The 19,475-nt window shown below is 49.6% G+C and carries 16 protein-coding genes and 2 pseudogenes; 1 reads left to right on the top strand and 17 read right to left on the bottom strand.

All coding sequences use genetic code 11. From position 1 onward, the window contains the following. From B4F99_RS10080 to hprK, 8 genes and pseudogenes are all read right to left on the bottom strand, one after another. Positions 1 to 159, bottom strand: a pseudogene (locus B4F99_RS10080) (RNase adapter RapZ); the annotation flags it as partial. A gap of 112 nt (positions 160 to 271) precedes the next feature. Beyond that, positions 272 to 1,234, bottom strand: coding sequence for a thioredoxin-disulfide reductase (trxB, locus tag B4F99_RS10075; RefSeq protein WP_023469225.1), 963 nt, complete (start codon positions 1,232 to 1,234; stop codon positions 272 to 274). Positions 1,235 to 1,295: 61 nt separating this feature from the next. Further along, on the bottom strand, positions 1,296 to 2,780 hold the full coding sequence (locus tag B4F99_RS10070) for a tetratricopeptide repeat protein (RefSeq protein WP_290757518.1): 1,485 nt from the start codon (positions 2,778 to 2,780) through the stop codon (positions 1,296 to 1,298). 96 nt (positions 2,781 to 2,876) lie between these two features. After that, positions 2,877 to 3,257, bottom strand: a complete 381-nt coding sequence (gene kapB, locus B4F99_RS10065; RefSeq protein ID WP_290757517.1) for a sporulation phosphorelay system protein KapB — start codon at positions 3,255 to 3,257, stop codon at positions 2,877 to 2,879. A 30-nt stretch (positions 3,258 to 3,287) separates the two neighbouring features. Beyond that, positions 3,288 to 3,770, bottom strand: a pseudogene (locus B4F99_RS10060) (acyltransferase). Next, entirely contained in the window at positions 3,754 to 4,410 is a 657-nt protein-coding gene (ppaX, locus tag B4F99_RS10055; RefSeq protein ID WP_290752371.1) for a pyrophosphatase PpaX, read from the bottom strand. Before ppaX ends, B4F99_RS10060 begins: the two are co-directional and overlap by 17 nt. 3 nt (positions 4,411 to 4,413) lie before the next feature. Continuing rightward, the gene (gene lgt, locus B4F99_RS10050; RefSeq protein ID WP_290757515.1) at positions 4,414 to 5,244 is read right to left on the bottom strand and encodes a prolipoprotein diacylglyceryl transferase; all 831 of its coding nucleotides are present in this window, start codon (positions 5,242 to 5,244) and stop codon (positions 4,414 to 4,416) included. Further along, positions 5,244 to 6,179, bottom strand: a complete 936-nt coding sequence (gene hprK / locus B4F99_RS10045; RefSeq protein ID WP_035396292.1) for an HPr(Ser) kinase/phosphatase — start codon at positions 6,177 to 6,179, stop codon at positions 5,244 to 5,246. The genes lgt and hprK overlap by 1 nt, the downstream gene beginning before the upstream one ends. 126 nt (positions 6,180 to 6,305) lie before the next feature. Between hprK and B4F99_RS10040 the strand changes: the two genes are divergently transcribed. Further along, the gene (locus tag B4F99_RS10040) at positions 6,306 to 6,689 is read left to right on the top strand and encodes a hypothetical protein (RefSeq protein ID WP_023469232.1); all 384 of its coding nucleotides are present in this window, start codon (positions 6,306 to 6,308) and stop codon (positions 6,687 to 6,689) included. Positions 6,690 to 6,888: 199 nt separating this feature from the next. Here the strand turns inward: B4F99_RS10040 and B4F99_RS10035 are convergent, their stop codons facing one another. The 9 genes from B4F99_RS10035 to cccB all read right to left on the bottom strand — a co-directional run bounded on the left by B4F99_RS10035 (position 6,889) and on the right by cccB (position 19,407). Next, complete coding sequence (locus tag B4F99_RS10035; RefSeq protein ID WP_056062976.1) at positions 6,889 to 7,998, bottom strand: DUF4097 family beta strand repeat-containing protein; 1,110 nt, start codon at positions 7,996 to 7,998, stop codon at positions 6,889 to 6,891. 100 nt (positions 7,999 to 8,098) lie between these two features. Beyond that, complete coding sequence (gene uvrA / locus B4F99_RS10030; RefSeq protein ID WP_290757513.1) at positions 8,099 to 10,954, bottom strand: excinuclease ABC subunit UvrA; 2,856 nt, start codon at positions 10,952 to 10,954, stop codon at positions 8,099 to 8,101. 1 nt (position 10,955) lies between these two features. After that, positions 10,956 to 12,923 carry an excinuclease ABC subunit UvrB gene (gene uvrB, locus B4F99_RS10025; RefSeq protein ID WP_290757511.1) on the bottom strand — a complete coding sequence of 656 codons (1,968 nt, stop codon included), beginning with the start codon at positions 12,921 to 12,923 and terminating at the stop codon, positions 10,956 to 10,958. 206 nt (positions 12,924 to 13,129) lie between these two features. Beyond that, a complete protein-coding gene (locus B4F99_RS10020) occupies positions 13,130 to 14,293 on the bottom strand; it encodes a PDZ domain-containing protein (protein ID WP_290757509.1) in 1,164 nt (387 codons plus the stop codon). Positions 14,294 to 14,327: 34 nt separating this feature from the next. Next, positions 14,328 to 15,752 carry a S41 family peptidase gene (locus tag B4F99_RS10015; protein ID WP_290757507.1) on the bottom strand — a complete coding sequence of 475 codons (1,425 nt, stop codon included), beginning with the start codon at positions 15,750 to 15,752 and terminating at the stop codon, positions 14,328 to 14,330. Between the two features lie 93 nt (positions 15,753 to 15,845). Further along, a complete protein-coding gene (locus B4F99_RS10010) occupies positions 15,846 to 17,222 on the bottom strand; it encodes a M23 family metallopeptidase (protein ID WP_290757506.1) in 1,377 nt (458 codons plus the stop codon). Positions 17,223 to 17,262: 40 nt separating this feature from the next. Continuing rightward, positions 17,263 to 18,162, bottom strand: coding sequence for a permease-like cell division protein FtsX (gene ftsX, locus B4F99_RS10005; RefSeq protein WP_214852513.1), 900 nt, complete (start codon positions 18,160 to 18,162; stop codon positions 17,263 to 17,265). After that, entirely contained in the window at positions 18,152 to 18,838 is a 687-nt protein-coding gene (gene ftsE / locus B4F99_RS10000) for a cell division ATP-binding protein FtsE (protein ID WP_035410018.1), read from the bottom strand. Before ftsE ends, ftsX begins: the two co-directional genes overlap by 11 nt. Before the next feature lie 194 nt (positions 18,839 to 19,032). Then, the gene (gene cccB / locus B4F99_RS09995) at positions 19,033 to 19,407 is read right to left on the bottom strand and encodes a cytochrome c551 (protein WP_290757463.1); all 375 of its coding nucleotides are present in this window, start codon (positions 19,405 to 19,407) and stop codon (positions 19,033 to 19,035) included. Positions 19,408 to 19,475: the final 68 nt, after the last annotated feature.

Raw genomic sequence — 19,475 nt, 5'->3', positions numbered from 1 at the left:
ACGCACTTGTCCAATGACTTCGATGAGATGCGGCAGTAACGTCGGGGGTAGATTGTCGACACAAAAATAGCCTAAGTCCTCAAAGCTATTCATTGCGACAGTCTTCCCAGCCCCACTCATACCCGTGATGATGACAAGTTGCGGTTGATTCTGTTCCATCTTTTCGCCCTCCAGACAACAGTTCCGTGTGTATTTTTTCGCTTCTTTTTCAGTATATCATAAAAAAAGAGCCAGCTTCACTGAAGTCTCCTTCAATGAAACTGGTTCGATATTATGCGTGTGAGGATTCTTGTAATTCTTCAAGCAACGCTTCAATGAAATGCTGTGCATTTTGCGCTGCGATCGAACCATCGTTCGTTGCTGTAACGACTTGGCGCAATGTTTTTTCACGAACGTCACCAGCAGCAAAGATACCTTTGATGTTCGTTTCCATCGCTTCGTTCGTCACGACGTAACCTTGGTCGTTCAAAATACCGAGATCTTGGACGTAACCTGTGATTGGGTTCATTCCGATGTAGATGAAGACCCCATCGATCGGATGCGTCGTCACGTCAGCTGTTTTTGTATTGATCAGCTCAATGCCGCCGACTTTCCCGTCTTGTTCATTGATCTGTTTAACCGTATGGTTCCAGATGAAGTCGATTTTCGGGTTGTCAAACGCACGTTTTTGAAGAATCTTTTGAGCGCGGAGCTCGTCACGACGGTGTACGATCGTGACTTTTTTCGCGAAACGTGTCAAGTAGACGCCTTCTTCTACCGCAGAGTCCCCGCCACCGATGACGAAGAGTTCTTTTTCTTTGAAGAACGCCCCATCACAGACCGCACAATACGAGACACCGCGACCGCCGAGCTCTTCTTCTCCCGGTACACCGATTTTTTTATATTGTGCACCAGACGCGATGATGATTGCCCGTGCGTAGTAATCTTTGTTGTGTGCATGAATCGTTTTGTATGCTTTACCGTCTTCGATGCTTCGAACATCTCCATACGCATATTCTGCGCCGAATGCTTTCGAGTGGTCGAACATTTTTTGCGAGAGATCTGGTCCGAGGATGCTATCGTATCCTGGGTAGTTCTCGATATCTTCTGTGTTCGCCATCTGACCGCCCGGAATCCCGCGTTCGATCATCAATGTCGAAAGGTTCGCACGTGATGCGTAAAGTGCAGCTGTCATCCCAGCAGGTCCTGCCCCGATGATGATGACGTCATAAATTTTTTGTTCTGTTTCCGCCATGATTCCACCCCATTTTTTAAATTCATTGTAGTTTGAGTATAGGTGAGAATCGCCTAAACGTCTAACACTTTGCTTGTAGCGGTGCCAGCATCCGTTCATGTGTCCGGATCATCGATGCGACGTGATCAAACGAACAATCGACGAGTGATGCACATTCCTCAATCAACATCCCGTCCCGTAAATCATGGAACAGATAAAGCAGTGATGCAGCGGATGCTTCAATCGAATCGAACGATTCTCCGCTTAAGACGAGCTGTGCGAAGCGTTCATAAAAATCCCCTTCAAGACTCATCCGTTCTTCGTCTGAAACGAATCGTTCCGCAAGACGGATCGTCTGCAATGCCCGGTGAATGCGTTCATCCACGACATCGGTCCGTCCTTCCATCTCGATGACAATCTGTTCCGTCAATAACAGGACGTCTTCTCGGTCCGTTACTTCTGGCATCATCGACAATGCAAGCCGTGCTTCGGCATCGTTCAGCTTGCCAAGAAGAAGTGCCGTGAAGATTCGCGAGACGTCATCTTCCGTCTTCAACGCTTGGATGAGTGCCGAGCGAAACTGCAGGTTATGGCGGATGTCATACGTATCCGTCTCTTCCTTTAACGCTTGTGCTTCGTCCGACTTCAAGAAAGCGGCTGCTTCTTCGACGTGTCCTGTCTTATAAGCAGAGATTGATAACCAGTGCCCAAAGAGTGGGTCTCCCCGGTAACCGCGACGCTCGAGTAACTTCAACTCTTCATAGGCGATATCATATCGTCCGATGATCGCAAGTGTTGATGCGACCTTGTAACGTGTCTCAAGATGCACGGAACGGACGTGTTCGAGCTGACGAGAGAGACGGTGTGCCTCTTCGTCCTGTCCCATCTCGTGTAGCAAGACGAGCGTGTTACAAAGGGCATGCAAATTCCCCGGATTTCCTTCAAGGACCCGTTCGAGGGAAGCGAATGCCTGATCATTCTCTCCTAAATAGAACTCGACGATCGCGAGGTTGTTGTAGGCAGGCCAGAACGTCGGGTACTGGGCAATCAGTCCAGTCAACGTCTCCTGTGCCGCGAACAGCATCCCTTTATCGATCTGGCGTTGTGCTTGACCGTGCAGACGAATCAATTCGTCCTCTTCGTCGTCTTCCATCTCTTGTTCGAGATCAATCAGTTCCACGAGTGCGGCCGATGCCTCCGCGTGTTTGCCGTTTGGTGCTTGCTCTAAATATTCCATCGCATGCTGTCGCGCTTCTTCATAAAGTGAGACGTGTGCGTAGTTATTCGCTAAATAAAAGAGTGATTCCGTATTTGATGCGTCGAGTGCACGTACTTGTTTCAAGACATCATTCGCATGATTGATTTCTCCTGTCTCGAATAAGACACGGGCATAACGGAGCAAATAACGGATGTCCGCTGGCTGAAGTGTCGTCGCCTCATCTAAATGATAGACGGCTTCGTCCAGTCGCCCTTCCCGGTGCGCCTTCCGTCCGCGGAAATAAAAAAGTTCCGCTTGGCGTGCTGTAATCGCAAAGGGGTCTGCTTTGTATTTGGTTAATTCCATCATGATTCAAGCCCCCATAAATAATAAACTGGTTTCGTAGTTGCAGACACAAGAATACCCTATCTCTAGAAGGCATGCAACAGAAAAAAACACCGGAGTTCATCCCCAGCGTTTTGCATAAATCGATTCCAGTTCTTTGTAATTCTCTAAGCATTTTCGTACAAAAGCATCCGTCTCTGGATTCAGTCCTTCAAGACGTGCCACGTCATTGTCATATGCCTGCCGTAAGCTCGTAGCATAATCGGGAATCTCTCCGTCATATGCATAAACGACTGCGGGCGAAACCGTGATCTTTTCGTGCTTATGCAAGGCGGTCCGGATATGAAACAGTGGGACATCGACTTGGTTCGGTTGATGAAGATCTCCTTGAACCGGATGCTTTTCGACAGCCAGTACCTCCACGACGAGACCTTGTGGACGTTCGGCGAATAATCTTCCGAAATACTTTCCTGTCTTATACGTAAAGCGGATGTGCGTCATCTTTTTTCCTTCTTCCTTCTCACAGTTTTGTCACATTTCGTGCCGGCGAAGCGGCTGACTCGAGACGCGTTCGTTCGGAGCGATGTCCCGGTGAACAACCGATCCGGCACCGACAACGGCACCATCTCCGATCGTCACACCCGGAAGGATCGTCACGTTCGCACCGATCAAGACGTTGCTTCCGATGACGACGTCACCTAAACGTTACTCCGTCGTCAAATATTCATGACAAAGGATCGTCGTATTGAAGCCGATGATCGTATTGTCACCAATCGTGATTCGCTCCGGGAACATCGTGTCTGGCATCACCATCAAGGCAAGTGCCGTCTTCTCCCCGATCTTCATTCGGAGGCACGTCCGGTAGAGCGCGTTCTTAAAGCGTAACGACGGGGCAAACCGACCAATCGTGACGATCGTAAAGCACCACATCACTTTAAAGAACGACACCGTCCGGTACATATGCCAGAGTGGATTCGTCGTTCCGACCTGAAACCGATCAGTTCGCCGTGCCATTTTGTTCCTCCAGCCAAGCAGCGAGATGATCCATCGAATCAATGATGACATCCGGCTCGAGAGCTTCTAAGTACGCGCGTCCTTTGATCGCCCAACCGACCGCGACCGTCTTCACTCCTGCGTTCTTGCCCCCAAGGATGTCCGTATCGTTGTCACCGACCATGATCGTCTCGTCTGGTGTTGATCCAAGTAACTGCATCGCTTTCTCAAACGGCTCGACGGCTGGTTTTTCTTCCGTTACGTCGTCCGCTGCGATGACAGCGTCAAAGAGTGACGTCAATCCGAATAACTCGATCCCGCGTAAGGCGACGCGACGACTCTTCGACGTCACGACCGCCATCTTATAGCCTGCTTCATGCAAACGGCGTAATCCGTCAAGCACACCTGGATATTCGAGTACAAGCGCGTCATGCATGGCAATGTTGTAGCTCCGGTAAAAAGCAACCATCTCTTTCCACTGTTCCGCGTTCATCGCTGAGAATGACTTTTCAAGCGTCGGACCGATGAACGGAAGCAGTTCCGCTTCCGTGAACGTCCGGTCGGGGTAATAGTAACTGAGCGTATGCTCAAAGCTTTTTAAGATCAATGGATTCGTATCAATCAACGTTCCATCTAAGTCAAACAAAAGTGTGCGAATCATCGATTACTTCGCCTCCTTTTTTGAACCGTCCAAGTAACGAACAGCATTGCGACGAATGACGAGCATGATCACACCGAAGATGACTAAACAGATCGAGACGACTTGCGCCGTCCGCAGTCCGTCAGCCATCAGACTATCCGTCCGGAGTCCTTCGATAAAGTAGCGTCCGATCGAATACCAAATCAAATAACCGAGGAAGACATATCCACGACGTGGGTTGAACTTCATCCGCCAGACGATCAACAGAATGACACCAATGATGTTCCAGATGCTTTCATAGAGGAATGTCGGTAAGTAGTACGTCCCGTCGATATACATCTGATTGACGATCCAGTGTGGTAAGTGCAACGTATCTTGTAAGTACGACCACGTCGTCTCGCCGCCGTGTGCTTCTTGGTTGAAGAAGTTGCCCCAGCGTCCGACGGCTTGACCGAACAAGAGCGACGGTGCCAGGATATCAGCGATCTGCCAGAACGAGATCTTTTTCTTACGTGTATAGATGATGACCGTCAAAATCGCGCCGATGATTGCGCCATGGATTGCGATTCCACCTTGGCGGATGTTGATGATCTGATCGAGATGCTGACTGTAGTAGTCCCACTCGAACGCGACGTAGTAAATCCGGGCACAGATGATACTGATTGGAATTGACCAGATGACGACATCGACCGCATACTCTTCATTGAAGCCGATCCGCTTCGATTCGAAGATCGCGATCAACAGACCGACGACCGCACCGAGTGCGATGACGATCCCGTACCAGTAAATCGGTACCGGTCCGAGATTGATTGCGACGCGATCAAACGTTGGTTGTACAGAGGCTAGAGTTCCCATCAAAGACCACCATTCCCATCTTCAATTGCTTGTGCGAGACGTCCCGCGAATTCTTCTGCTGTATTAATGCCCATGTTTTTCAGGCGATAGTTCATCGCTGCCACCTCAATAATGACGGCGAGGTTTCGTCCGGGACGAACCGGAATCGTCAAGAACGGGATTTCCGTATCGATGATTTGAAGCGTCTCTTGATCCAGACCAACGCGGTCATAGACTTTCGATTGATCCCAAATCTCGAGGTTACAGACGAGGCTGATCTTCTTGTGCGAGCGAACAGCACCTGCACCGAACAACGTCATCACGTCGATGATCCCGATTCCACGAATCTCAAGCAGATGTTGAATCAACTTCGGTGCCGTTCCGACTAGAATCCCGTCACCCGTTTGACGAATCTCGACCGAGTCATCTGCGACCAGACGATGACCCCGCTTGACGAGTTCGAGTGCTGTTTCCGATTTACCGACGCCACTTGCTCCTTTGATGAAGACGCCGACACCATAGATATCGACAAGGACACCATGCATCGCCGTCGTTGGCGCGAGTTCCGCTTCGAGGAAGTTCGTGATCTGTGACTCGACCGATGTCGTATGCCCTTTTGTCGTCAACAGTGGCACGTTCGTCTCGTCCGCAGCTTGGATGATCGCTTCCGGCACTTCAAATCCACGTGTGATCAAAATACCAGGTGTTTCATCTGTACAAAGGACGTTCGCTCGTTCACGTTGTTCCTCGTACGTTAAATTATTGAAGAACGTCAATTCTGTTTTTCCGAGAATTTGAAGACGTTCTGCCGGGTAATAGGCATAATAACCGGCAAGCACAAGGCCAGGTCGGCACAAATCAGCCGTTAGAATCGGGCGATGTAAGCCTTCTTCTCCCGTGACGATGTGGAGATTGAATTGTTTTACGATTTCAGCTGTTCGCACTTTTGGTTGCACGCTTCGTCAGCCCCTTTCACTTGAAGTATTGTACCATATTTTTATTCGGTTCATGGAATTGGATTAGAAGCATGATTTCTTGGGAATGGAATAAAGAGTTAATATTTTGAAGGAGGTTTTGCCGTGATGTCAGGCGGTGGTATCGGATTGATTTTAGTCATTATCTTATTTGCGGTTCTAGCAATTGCTGGTTTCGTCTATCTCATCATCTCACTGATTGATATGTGGAAAGCGTATTCGCGTAATCAGGATCAAACTGCCCTCTTATTCTTCATCATCTCGATCATCGGAATCTTCATCAGTGGTTCGTTCATTTCCTACGTTCTCGCGATCATCTTCTATTGGAATCGCGCACGCGGAAAGAGTTGGCTCGGAATCGGTCTGATTCTCGTTTCGATCGTCCTTGCAATCATCGGTGTCATCGCCTTACTCTCGTTCGGTTACGATATGAATAATATCGAGAACATGAACTTCGACGAGCCGATGATGGATCAGGATTACGATTATTGATGTAGCTACACCCATCTTCTTATGAGGATGGGTGTTTTTACATGTGCAGACGAAGTCGTTCCGCATCTGTGACTCCTACAGGAAAAAGCGCGGATATCCACACTGTCAGAGACAAACGAGCCTGAGAAAAGCACGCAAAGCTGATGCGACGTCATTAGAAAAGCGCAACCTCTTTTTCAAGAAGTTGCGCCGAGTATGCTTATAACGCTTGTGGACTGAGGTGAACGCCGTGTGTGACCGAAATCGTACCTGTCTTCGTATCCGCTTCGACCTCGATTTTTGGTGAACGGCCGCGTCCTGATACGAAATGGAGTTTCCGGTTGACGATCTCTTTTTGATCCCGAATCAATTCCATGTCGTCCAAGTTGCAGTTGAGACCACCGAAGTTCGTCTCAAGTTCCCCGTAGACTTCAGCGCCATGCGGCAACATCAAGGCGATGCTTCCAGCAAGTGACGAGGCTTTGACTTTCGCATTTTGCGCTGTCTTCAGCTCGCACCGGACGTTTCCGTTCGCTGTTTTCAATTCTGAACGTTCGAAGACACCCGTCGTGATGATTTGACCGTTGGCTGTCTTCGCTTTTAAGACCTTCAACTCCGACTCTTCGATTTCGATCGAGCCGTTCGCTGTCGATACTTTGACATCTTCACTGAAGAGGTCACGGACGTTGACTCGACCGTTCGCTGTCATCAGTTGAGCGGATGTCGTATCGAGTGACGATAACGAAATTTCCCCGTTCAACGTCTGTAAGACGAATGATTCGTAATGACGGCGTGGTACTTTCAGATGGACTGTCGCACGGACACTCTTATCCTTCAAACGGATCGAGAGTGTGTTCGCCGATACCGCGTGTTGCACAGCGGCTTGAAGTTGCTCAAGCGCCTGTTCTTCCGTCACCTGTTGGCGGCGGAGCGGACGTCCTGTCACCGTCAATTCGCATTCTTCAAGATCACTCGGTTCGACGACCAAGTTCGCATTGAACAGATCGACGTGAACCGTCTCACCGCTGAACGGGAATTGTTTGACGTAGGTGACGTTCGGACCGGACGCCTGATTAAGCGAAAGATCACTGTCCTTGATCCGGCTGACGAGATTATCGAACGCTGACATGACTTTCGTCGTCAGCGAATCGACAGAATACTGGTCGACCCGATCATATTGTTCTGGTTCATCGACGTACTTATGTTCACTGGCAGAAGTTGCACGTTCGTCGATCGCTTCGAGCCGCTCGAGTTTATCGAGTGCCTCATCAATCGTTAACTTTCCTTCTTTGACTTGCTCCAATATCAATTGACGCATATCTTGCTTCATGAACCGTTCCCTCCTATTCTTGAACCTCAAACGTGTGTTACATGATACTTTCGTTTAAGTTCCCTTAGTTCCTTCCTACGAATCCTCATCCACAAAAGTTTCACGATTCAATTCGTGCCGCATCGCGTTCAAGGACAGGTGCGAGGTATCGTCCCGTGTAGGATGCTTCAACTTCAGCGATCTGTTCCGGTGTACCGGCAGCAACGATCGTTCCGCCACCGTCGCCCCCTTCAGGTCCGAGATCAATCAAGTAGTCGGCCGTCTTGATGACATCCAAGTTGTGTTCGATGACGAGCACCGTATCACCATTGTCGACGAGACGTTGTAAGACTTTCAACAGACGCGCGATATCATGGACGTGGAGTCCCGTCGTCGGCTCATCGAGAATATAGATCGTCTTCCCAGTCGAGCGTTTATGCAACTCGGACGCCAGTTTAACACGCTGCGCTTCCCCACCAGACAGTTCTGTCGCGGGTTGACCGAGACGCATGTACGTCAGACCGACGTCAGCAATCGTCTGCAGTTTCCGCGTGATTTTCGGAATGTTCTCGAAGAAGGCGAGTGCATCTTCAACCGTCATCTCAAGCACGTCGGCAATCGTTTTGCCTTTATATTTCACTTCGAGTGTTTCGCGGTTATAACGTTTACCGTGACAGACTTCACACGGGACATAGACGTCCGGTAAGAAGTGCATCTCGATCTTGATGATCCCGTCGCCACGACACGCTTCACAGCGTCCACCCTTGATGTTGAAACTGAAACGTCCTTTTTTGTAACCACGGAGTTTCGCTTCGTTCGTCGAAGCAAAGACGTCACGGATGTCATCGAAGACACCGGTATACGTTGCTGGGTTAGAACGTGGTGTCCGACCGATCGGCGATTGGTCGATGTCGATGACCTTATCAATTTGATCCAGACCGGTAATCCCTTTATGAGCACCCGGTTTTTCCTTCGCCCGGTTCATCTCGTGCGCGATCGTCTTATAGAGAATTTCATTGATCAACGTCGATTTCCCGGAGCCCGAGACACCGGTGACGGCGACGAACAGACCAAGCGGAATATCGACATCGACATTCTTCAAGTTGTTTTCCGATGCTTTGTGGATATGGAGCATCCGACCGTCCGGCTCTTTTCGAGTCGACGGGACAGGGATGAATTTTTTCCCGGACAAATATTGACCGGTCAGCGAGTTCGCGTCCTGCATCAACTCTTCCGGTTTCCCGGCTGCCGTGACGAATCCACCGTGATCGCCGGCACCAGGTCCGATATCGATCAAGTAGTCGGCTGCCATCATCGTGTCTTCATCGTGTTCGACGACGATCAGCGTATTGCCGAGGTCACGCATCGCCTTCAGCGTATTGATCAAGCGATCATTATCGCGTTGATGCAAACCGATTGATGGTTCATCGAGAACGTAGAGGACGCCCGTCAGACGCGAACCGATTTGTGTCGCGAGACGAATTCGTTGCGCCTCCCCACCGGACAACGTACCGGCTGCGCGTGAGATCGTCAGGTAATCGAGACCGACGTTCTCAAGGAACGACGCCCGTTCGTGAATCTCACGAACGATCATCCGCGAAATCGTCTGATCCTTCTCACTTAATTTCTCCGGCAGTTTGTCGAAGAACATAACTGCTTGTTTAACAGACATCTTCGTCACTTCACCGATATGGTGATCGGATACTTTGACGGCGAGCGATTCCCGTTTCAAGCGATGTCCTTTACACGTCGGACAGGCTTTCTTCGCCATGTAGCCTTCCATCTGTTCCCGGATATAATCAGACGATGTTTCCTTGAAGCGACGCTGTAAGTTATTGAGGACCCCTTCGAAGTAGAGGTTCGTGTTCCGGACCATGCCGAAGTCGTTCTCATAACGGAAATGAATCTCTTCCTTCGTGTTTCCGTTCAAGATCGTTTCGCGATGTTCTTCTGACAATTGTTCGAACGGTGTATCCATATCGATTTTGAAGTGGTCACAGACCGCTTTGAGCAATTGTGGATAATACTGCGAACTCGTCGGTTCCCACGCCACGATCGCTCCTTCGTTCAAAGACTTATCGGGATGCGGTACGACGAGATCAACATCGACTTCAAGCTTCGTTCCGAGTCCGTCACATGACGTACAAGCACCGAACGGTGAGTTGAACGAGAACATTCGTGGTTCGAGTTCGCCGATCGAGAAACCACAGATCGGACAAGCGTGATGTTCACTGAACAACAGTTCGTTGCCGTCCATCGTATCGACGATGACCCGACCGTCCGCGAGGCGAAGTGCAGTCTCCAGTGAGTCCGCAAGACGGGCTTCGACGTCTGGTCGCACGACGACACGGTCGACGACGACTTCGATCGAGTGCTTCTTGTTCTTCTCAAGCGTGATTTCTTCGGCGAGATCCATCGTCTCTCCGTTGACACGAACGCGGACGAAACCTTCCTTCTTCAAATCGTCGAGCACTTTGACGTGCGTTCCTTTGCGTCCGGAAACGATCGGCGCGAGAATTTGCAGACGGGTCCGTTCCGGCAACTCCATCACTTGGTCAACCATCTGACTGATCGTCTGACTCGAAATCTCGATTCCGTGATTCGGACAGATTGGTTTACCGATCCGTGCGTATAACAGACGCAAGTAGTCATAAATCTCTGTGACCGTTCCGACCGTCGAACGAGGGTTTTTACTCGTCGTCTTTTGATCGATCGAAATTGCCGGACTCAGTCCTTCAATCGTATCGACATCCGGTTTATCCATTTGTCCGAGGAACTGGCGGGCATAGGCAGACAGACTTTCGACATAACGCCGTTGTCCTTCAGCATAGATCGTATCGAACGCAAGCGACGATTTCCCTGACCCGGACAAGCCCGTCAAGACGACGAGCTGATCGCGGGGGATTTCGACATCGATGTTTTGTAGATTATTGACGCGAGCGCCTTTGATGATAATCTGATTCTTCTTTTCTCCCAACTTAGGCACCTGCTTTCAATTCTAATATGAGGTCGCGGAGCTCAGCAGCTCGCTCGAACTGCATGTCTTTCGCCGCTTGACGCATCTCTTGGTCAAGCTGTTCAAGCAACGTTTCACGCTCCGGTTTTTTGAGTTTGTTGAACTTCTCGAGTTTTTCGACGGTATCGTCGTTCTCGATTGTCGTACTAATGACACCACGCACGTCTTTTTTGATCGTCTGCGGCGTAATGCCATGTTCTTCGTTGAACGCCATCTGGATCGCGCGACGGCGTTCCGTCTCATCGATCGCCCGTTGCATCGAATCGGTGACTTTATCGGCAAACAAGATGACGTGTCCTTCCGCGTTCCGCGCCGCCCGACCAATCGTTTGAATCAGCGAACGGTCCGACCGGAGGAAGCCTTCCTTATCGGCATCAAGAATCGTCACGAGTGAGACTTCCGGAATATCGAGTCCTTCTCGTAATAAGTTGATCCCGACGAGGACATCATATTTCCCGAGTCGTAAGTCACGGATGATTTCAATCCGTTCGAGTGTCTTGATTTCCGAGTGCATGTAGTTGACCTTGACACCATTCTCTTTCAAGTAATCGGTCAAGTCTTCTGCCATCTTCTTCGTCAGTGTCGTCACGAGAACACGTTCGTTCTTCGCGACCCGGTCACGGATGTTATCCATCAAGTAATCGATTTGTCCCGTGATCGGATGAATCTCGATCGTCGGATCGACGAGACCGGTCGGACGGATGATTTGCTCGACCATCTCTTTCGAATGTTCGAGTTCATACGGTCCTGGTGTCGCCGAGATATAGATCGCCTGACTGATTTTTTCCTCGAACTCCTCGAACCGTAACGGACGGTTATCTTTTGCCGACGGAAGACGGAAACCGTGATCGACGAGGACTTGTTTCCGCGCCTGATCTCCGTTATACATCCCGCGAATTTGCGGCAGTGTGACGTGTGACTCATCGGCAACGAGTAAGAAGTCCTTCGGGAAGTAATCAAGCAACGTATACGGTGTTGCCCCTTCCGGCATCAAGTTCAAGTGACGCGAGTAGTTCTCGATTCCGGAACAATAGCCCATCTCACGCATCATCTCAAGATCGTAGTTCGTACGTTGTTCGAGCCGTTGCGCTTCAAGCAACTGATTGTCTTCGCGTAACTTCGCAAGCTGCACTTCAAGTTCCTTCTCGATGTTCGCGATCGCTTTCTGTAGACGGGTATCCCCCGTCACGAAGTGGGACGCCGGGAAGATCGAGATGTGCTCGCGGTCCGCGACGATCTCACCTGTCAGCGGATCCATGTCACGGATCCGTTCAATCTCGTCACCGAAGAACTCGACCCGGACACACTGTTCGTCGCGTGACGCCGGGAAGATTTCGACGACGTCTCCGCGGACGCGGAACCGTCCACGCTGGAAGTCGATGTCGTTACGCTCATACTGAATGTCGATTAGACGACGGAGCATCTCGTTTCGCCCCATCTCATTGCCGACACGCAGTGACAAAACGTGGTTGTTGTACTCTTCCGGGTTACCGAGACCATAGATACACGAAACGGACGCGACGATCAAGACGTCCTCCCGTTCGAACAAGGCGGACGTTGCCGAGTGACGTAGTTTATCAATCTCGTCGTTGATCGAAGAGTCCTTCTCAATGAACGTATCCGTCGATGGGACGTACGCTTCCGGTTGGTAATAATCATAAAAACTAACGAAGTATTCGACCGCATTGTTCGGGAAGAATTCCTTGAACTCCGAGTAGAGTTGTCCCGCTAGTGTTTTGTTGTGGGCAAGGACGAGCGTCGGTTTCTTGATTTCCTTGATGACGTTCGAGACCGTGAACGTCTTCCCGGTACCGGTCGCCCCAAGCAACGTCTGATGTCGTTCGCCTTGTTTTAGCCCAGTCACCAATTTTTCGATTGCAGTCGGTTGATCACCGCCTGGTTCAAATGGTGAAACGAGTTCAAAATCCATCGTTTGCTTCCCCCTCATCACGTTAAAAAATCTATTTTTATTGTACCACTTTACGAACAAACATTCGATTATGAAGTGCTCCTTTTAGGAAGTTACCCTTTTTTTCGAAAATGCAAAAGTTTCTTTTTGCTTCGAGTGTTGATCCTCGATTTTTCTGCCAACAAAAAAATCCCCGTCACGGCTGTTCCGTGACAGGGATGTACTCGTTAATGTAAGGACCGCACTTTAGTGCGACCATGGACCGGCTCGTTGACGAACAGGATACCAAGTTCATGATGATCTTGTTCATAAAAAGCACGTTGCGCAAACCGGATGTCACCGTTATGGTTCATGACTTCAAGACGCAGATACGGTTTGTGTTTTTGGATGGCTTCGTAGAACGATGCTTCCGAATCGACCTTCTCACCATTGACCTTATAGATCGCTTCACCTGGAATCAAGCCCATCTCAGCAGCCGGTTTATCAGGTAGCGTTCCAAGAATGACGGCACCACGCGTTCCATTGAGGAACAACGGTGTCTGTGCCCGGTTCAAGCGTTTGACCCGCTGATGCAACAAGATATGCAGCACAAGCAACAAAACGATCCCGTACAGCCATTCAGCTTGTCCGGTGACGTATGCAAGAACCGTCAATAGAATCGCGACGAGGCTCGTGATCAAACGTCCTTGAACGAGCGGACGCATCAATTCTTTCGGCAACTTACCCGTAAAGAGGAAGCTGAAACCGATCGGTAACCAAAGCACGATCGGAACAAGCTCTGGGAAGCTGTAACGTGGCCACCAGGCTTCAAGCACGTCACCCGGAACAAAGACGAGCAAAGGCAATAGCCAAAGCTTATTTGCCGACAGCCCACCGATGAAGCGACCGCGCTTCGAGACGACGAGTGACGGTGACAGACGCCGCTGCCCGCGCCACCAGACGAGGAGACATTCCGCGACGAGCGTCAACGCCGCAAGCAATAAAACCATCTTCGGCTCGACCGCTCGGATCGAGTCAAGACGTGAATCCATCACGAACCAGCCGGTCAGTCCAAGCAAGACGATCGGCCAGAGCGGTACGTTCAAACGTACGATACCAATCAACAGCAGGACGCTCGAAAGTCCGAGTAACAATAGAGCGTATTGCGGCGTCAGCGTCAATCCGAGCCATCTGCTGACGACGGACAAGACGAGACCGACGAGTAGACCTGGTAAAAGTGTTTCGAGGACATCGCTTCGTTTGCCGTGTGTCCGGGAGCGAAACAATCCGCGTTCCCGTTTGACACGCCGGATGCCGATGACCCAACTGACAAGGAGTGCTAACCACAAGGTCGGACTGGCGATGAGACTAATCGCGGTCCAACCAATTTCATCGAGTAATTCCACGCGCATTCAGACCTCTTTCCATTCCTTATTATTATTATTATTATTGTGCAGCGACCTCGAGTGCTTTTTTCCGCTGGACGTCATTCTTATCGTCCTGGAGTTTCTTCAGGAGACGCGTCTCCATCTCACCCGCTGTCTGCTGATCGATTTTTCCAGTGACGTCAAGTTTCGCGTCCTTTTGCAAAGCCTCGACAGCTTGTTTCATCGTGTCACCGAAATAGCCGTCCTGTCCTTTTGGCTTATAACCGATCGCTTCGAGGACAAGGTGGGCATTCTCGACTGATTTTCCGTAATCGCCGACAGCGAATGACTTTTGATCAGTCAGAATCTTCGTGACGTTGAAGTACGCCGGTTGTTTGACTTCGACCGTCGGCTTGACCCCTTTTTTGTGGATCCAGTTCCCGTTTGGTGTCAGCCATTTGTTCGTCGTTAACTTCAGGTCGCTACCGTCCTTCAAATCATACGCACTTTGGACGATCCCTTTCCCGAACGACTTCGTACCGACGACTTCGGCGCCAGCTCCTTCCTTCAGTCCGGCTGCAAGGATCTCGGACGCTGAGGCCGATCCGCCGTCTTCTAAGACGACGATGTTATATGGTTTCTTCTCGTCTGCCTTCCCGAATTCCTGCTGGCGCTCGCCTTTATTGTTCTCGACCTGATAAATCGGCACGTCTTTCGGAATGAACGGAGCGATCATTTTCGAGACAGCCGTCAAAAGACCACCCGGATTTCCGCGTACATCGATGACGAGTCCATCAATGTTCTGACTCTCGAGTTTCGTCAACCCCTTCTCGAACTCTTCTGCTGTCGGTTCCGAGAACTGTGTTACTTGTAAGACACCAATCTTCTTGCCGTTGACATTCTCCGTTGACGTATAGACCGTCTCGATTGGAATCGTATCGCGTTTAATCGTGATCTCCATCGCGTCTTGTCCGCTACGCTGAATCGTCAGGACGACATTCGTTCCTTTTTCACCACGAATTTTTTTAACGGCTTGATCCGTCTTTTGACCTTTTGTCGACTTACCATCGATTTCTAGGATGACGTCGCCTGGTTTGATACCAGCTTTTTCAGCAGGTGATCCTTTGATCGGCGAGACGATGACGATCGACTCACCTTTTTGTTCAAGCGTCGCACCGATCCCTTCGAACGAAGACGACAGATTCGTGTTGAACGAGGTCGTTTCCGACTCATCCATATAAACGGAATATGGATCGTTAAGCACTTCTGTCATGCCAGATAACGCACCATCGAGTAACTCTTTATCTGTCACGTCTTTTAGATAATTTTGTTCGATCATCTGCCGGACCTGGTCGATTTTTTTCCAATCACCAGTCGCATTCGAAGATGATGACTGCGTTGCAACGGAATCTGTTCCGCCAGCCGCTAACATACCGACGGCACCTGCCCCTAAACCAAGCCCGAAGGTACTGACCGCAATCACTGCTGTTGTAGATTTTTTCACGCTTGATTCCCCACTTCCATTAAAAACGCATTATTTTTTTCAGTATAGCAAAAAAAGATAGGTTACCCTATCTTTTCAGTATTCTGTGGGATGTCAAAAGATGTACGGTGCTGGGTCAACTGCATTCGGTTGTCCGACTGCCCACTCTCCCTTATGCAATTCGAAATGCAAATGCGGACCTGTCGACCAGCCCGTTGTACCTAATGTACCGACTGTCTTACCCGGCATGACCGTTTGACCGGCGGAGACGCTGATCGAATCGAGATGTGCATAGACGGTCGTGTAGACCTGTCCATCGATCAAATGCGTCACCATGACGACGTTCCCGTAACCTGTTGCACTACCGGCTCGTAGAACGATACCACCTGCCGCCGCATGGATCGGTGTTCCTTTTGCATTTACGAGATCAATCCCTTTATGAATCTCCGGCTTTCCTGTCAACGGATTGTTCCGGGGACCGAACGGCGACGAGACATATCCTTGAACCGGTAAATGGAACGGACGACTCGTCACGGCATCTGCCGGTTGCTCCGGTGTCGCAGTCGGTGACTCGACTTCAGGAATGATCGGTTCCGCACTTGGAGCATCGGATTTTTTCTTTTTCGCCTCTGCCGCACGTGCCGCTTCTGTCGCTTCCGCTTGACGTTTTGCTTCTGCTGCCCGCGCCGCTTCTTCCGCTTTCCGTTTCGCTTCTTCTTTAGCTTTCCGTTCGGCTTCTTGCAGGGCAATCAATTCATTTTGAATCAGACGGCGCTGATCCGCGAGAATTTCTGCCTCCTCGGCTTTAGAGAACTGCTCTTGTTGCAGTTCCTTGACCTTCGTGTTCAACTGGACGACGAGCTTACGCTTCAGTTCGGACTCTGCGATGATCCGCGTCTGGAGCACAAGGAGCTTGCGTTGTTCCCGTTTCATGCTTTCAAGCAATAGTGCTTGTTCCGACCGTTGTTCGCTCAGTTGTTTGACGTTCCCCTTGTAAGCTTGTAAGACATGATCATCTTGTTTGATGATCTCACTGACCGTACTGAAGCGCGAAATCAAATCACCAAAGTCTTTTGCGTCGAGCAAGACCTCGATGTATTTGACGTCTCCTTTTTGCTGGACGGCACGCAATCGGCTTCCAAGCAACTCTTCTTGCTGGTGCAGTTCCTTGAGCGTCTCGGAAATCGCTGCTTCCGTCAGACGCAATTGTTCTTTAGATGCAGTAACAGCCGCTTGTTGATCGGCTATCTTAAGCGCTAAATCATCCAAACGGCTGTTGACTTCATTCAGTTGCGCACGGGCTTCCTTACGCTCCTGTTTCGTCAAGATCAACTTCTCTGATGTCTGATTCTGTAATCGTTCCATCTCTTTCAGACGGCTTTCGACCTCCTGTTGTTCCTTCAGCAAATCTTCTTTAGACGTGGCATCAACGGACACACTAGTTCCAATCAAAGCTAAGCTCAGGACGGCAGAATAGAATCGGACTTTCATGAGAAGCATCTCTCCTCTATTTTATTTTTGAGTAACTGATTTAAATCTTCAAGAAACGACCGAGTGATGTCGTTGATCCCCATACACCGATGAATGCACCGAGTCCGAGCAGGATTAAGACGACTTGTGCCGACAATTCACCTGGTGGAATCAACGAGAATATTCCCGCATTCACGGTAGAAAGTTGGGGTTGGATCGCATTGTAGGAGACTTCATAACCGAAGTAGACGACGACGATCGGAATGATGGCACCTAATATGCCCATCAATAATCCTTCGACGAAGAATGGGGCACGGATGAATCCGTTTTTCGCTCCGACGAGGCGCATGATCTCGATTTCCCGGCGACGGGAGAAGATCGTGACTTTAATCGTGTTCGAAATGAGGAACATCGCCATGAACGTCAATCCGACGATCAGGATGATTCCACCGATCCGAACTCCTTCAAGGAAGCTAAACATCTTTTTAACATATTCCTTACCGTATTCGACACTATCTACATTTTCCATTTTTTTGATGGAATTTGCAAGTGTTTCTGTCTCTTTTGGTGAGGTAGCTTTGACGATATACCGGTCATGAAGCGGATTATCCTTTTCAACCGACTGGTAGGCCTGGGAACCTTCGCCAAGTTGCTCCTTGAAGCGGTCCAGTTCTTCTTCTTTCGAACTGTAACGAACGGAGTCGACACCCGGCATCTGCTTGAGTGCTTCACCGACTGAATCGATCTTCGACTGGTCTGCTTCTCGTTCGACGAACACTTGGATTTCAACGTCTTTTTCGACGTTATCGGAAATCTTGTTGACGTTGAACATGAGCATCGCGAATATTCCTACGAGAAGTAACGTGACGGTAACGGCACTGACAGAAGCGAATGTCATCCAGCCGTTCCGGACGAGACCTTTTGCCCCTTCCCGTAAATGACGGAATCCATTAAACTTCATAGCCGTACATTCCTTTCTCTTCGTCTCGGACGATTTTTCCTCCATCAATCGCTAAGACACGATGACGCATCTTGTTCACGATGTCCCGGTTGTGTGTCGCCATTACGACCGTTGTCCCACGGCGATAGATTTCTTCGAATACTTCCATGATCTCCCAGGCTGTATCCGGGTCCAGGTTTCCAGTCGGCTCATCGGCGATGACGAGTGACGGACGGTTGACGATGGCTCTCGCGATCGAGATCCGTTGTTGTTCGCCCCCAGATAATTCGTCCGGATAGTTGCGCTCTTTATGCTTGAGCTTAACGAGATCGAGTACTTCGAGTACTTTCTTCCGGATTTGTGCTTTGTCTTCCCCTACGACTTCTAGCGCAAAGGCGACATTTTCATAAACCGTCAGTGACGGGAGTAATTTAAAATCTTGGAAGATGACGCCGATTTGGCGACGAAGTTCGGGGATTTGACGGTTCTTCAACTTACCGACTTCGATTCCTTTAAACAAAAATGAACCGCTCGTTGGTTTCTCTTCGCGGTACATCATTTTCATGAATGTTGATTTACCCGCACCCGACGGACCGACGATATAGACGAATTCGCCTTGATTGATCGTCAAATCGACCTCACGGAGTGCCGTGACGCCGTTCGGATAAATCTTACTGATTCGTTGCATCTTGATCACGTACTTCACATCCTTACTTATTTACTGATGCTGAATGAATAGGTCCAAAAACCTACCGACCACCATTATAACAGGGACAAAATTGAACGCACATTACAATCAAATGTCATTTCAGACGATTATACCATAAAAAAGAGGCACGAATGACGAACACATGTCGTGTGTGTCATCTCGTACCCCATCATATCCCATAATCATTTTTTAGCAGCGAGCCAGTCGGAAACAGCCATGATTTCTTTATCATCTTTCAGGATACCTGCAGGCATTTGCCCTTTCCCGTTCTTGATGATTTTTTGAATCTCTTCTGAAGAATATTTCGAGCCAACCTTCGTCAAATTCGGTCCGACGTTTCCTTCAAGGTTTTTACCATGACACGTCGCACAGTTTGTTGCGAAGATTTTCTCAGCATCTACACCGGATTGTGTCTTCGACGAATCATCGTTCATCGTTGACTCTTCCTTCGTGCCTGACGATGAATCATCAGAACTCGAATCGTCACTACCACCACATGCCGCGAGCGCAAGTGTCGTTCCTAAGCCTAACGCGAGTAACAAGTTTTTCAGCTTCATCCGGATATCCCCCTCTTGTAAGTATCTACATAAACGCTACTGACCTAGTTAGAGTATAACCGTTATCC

The organism is Exiguobacterium sp. UBA3491, assembly GCF_002377745.1.
In the GTDB taxonomy this organism is placed as follows: Bacteria; Bacillota; Bacilli; order Exiguobacteriales; family Exiguobacteriaceae; genus Exiguobacterium_A.
The sequence above is the reverse complement of the archived record's forward strand: the minus strand, read 5'-3'. Positions and strand labels throughout refer to the sequence as shown.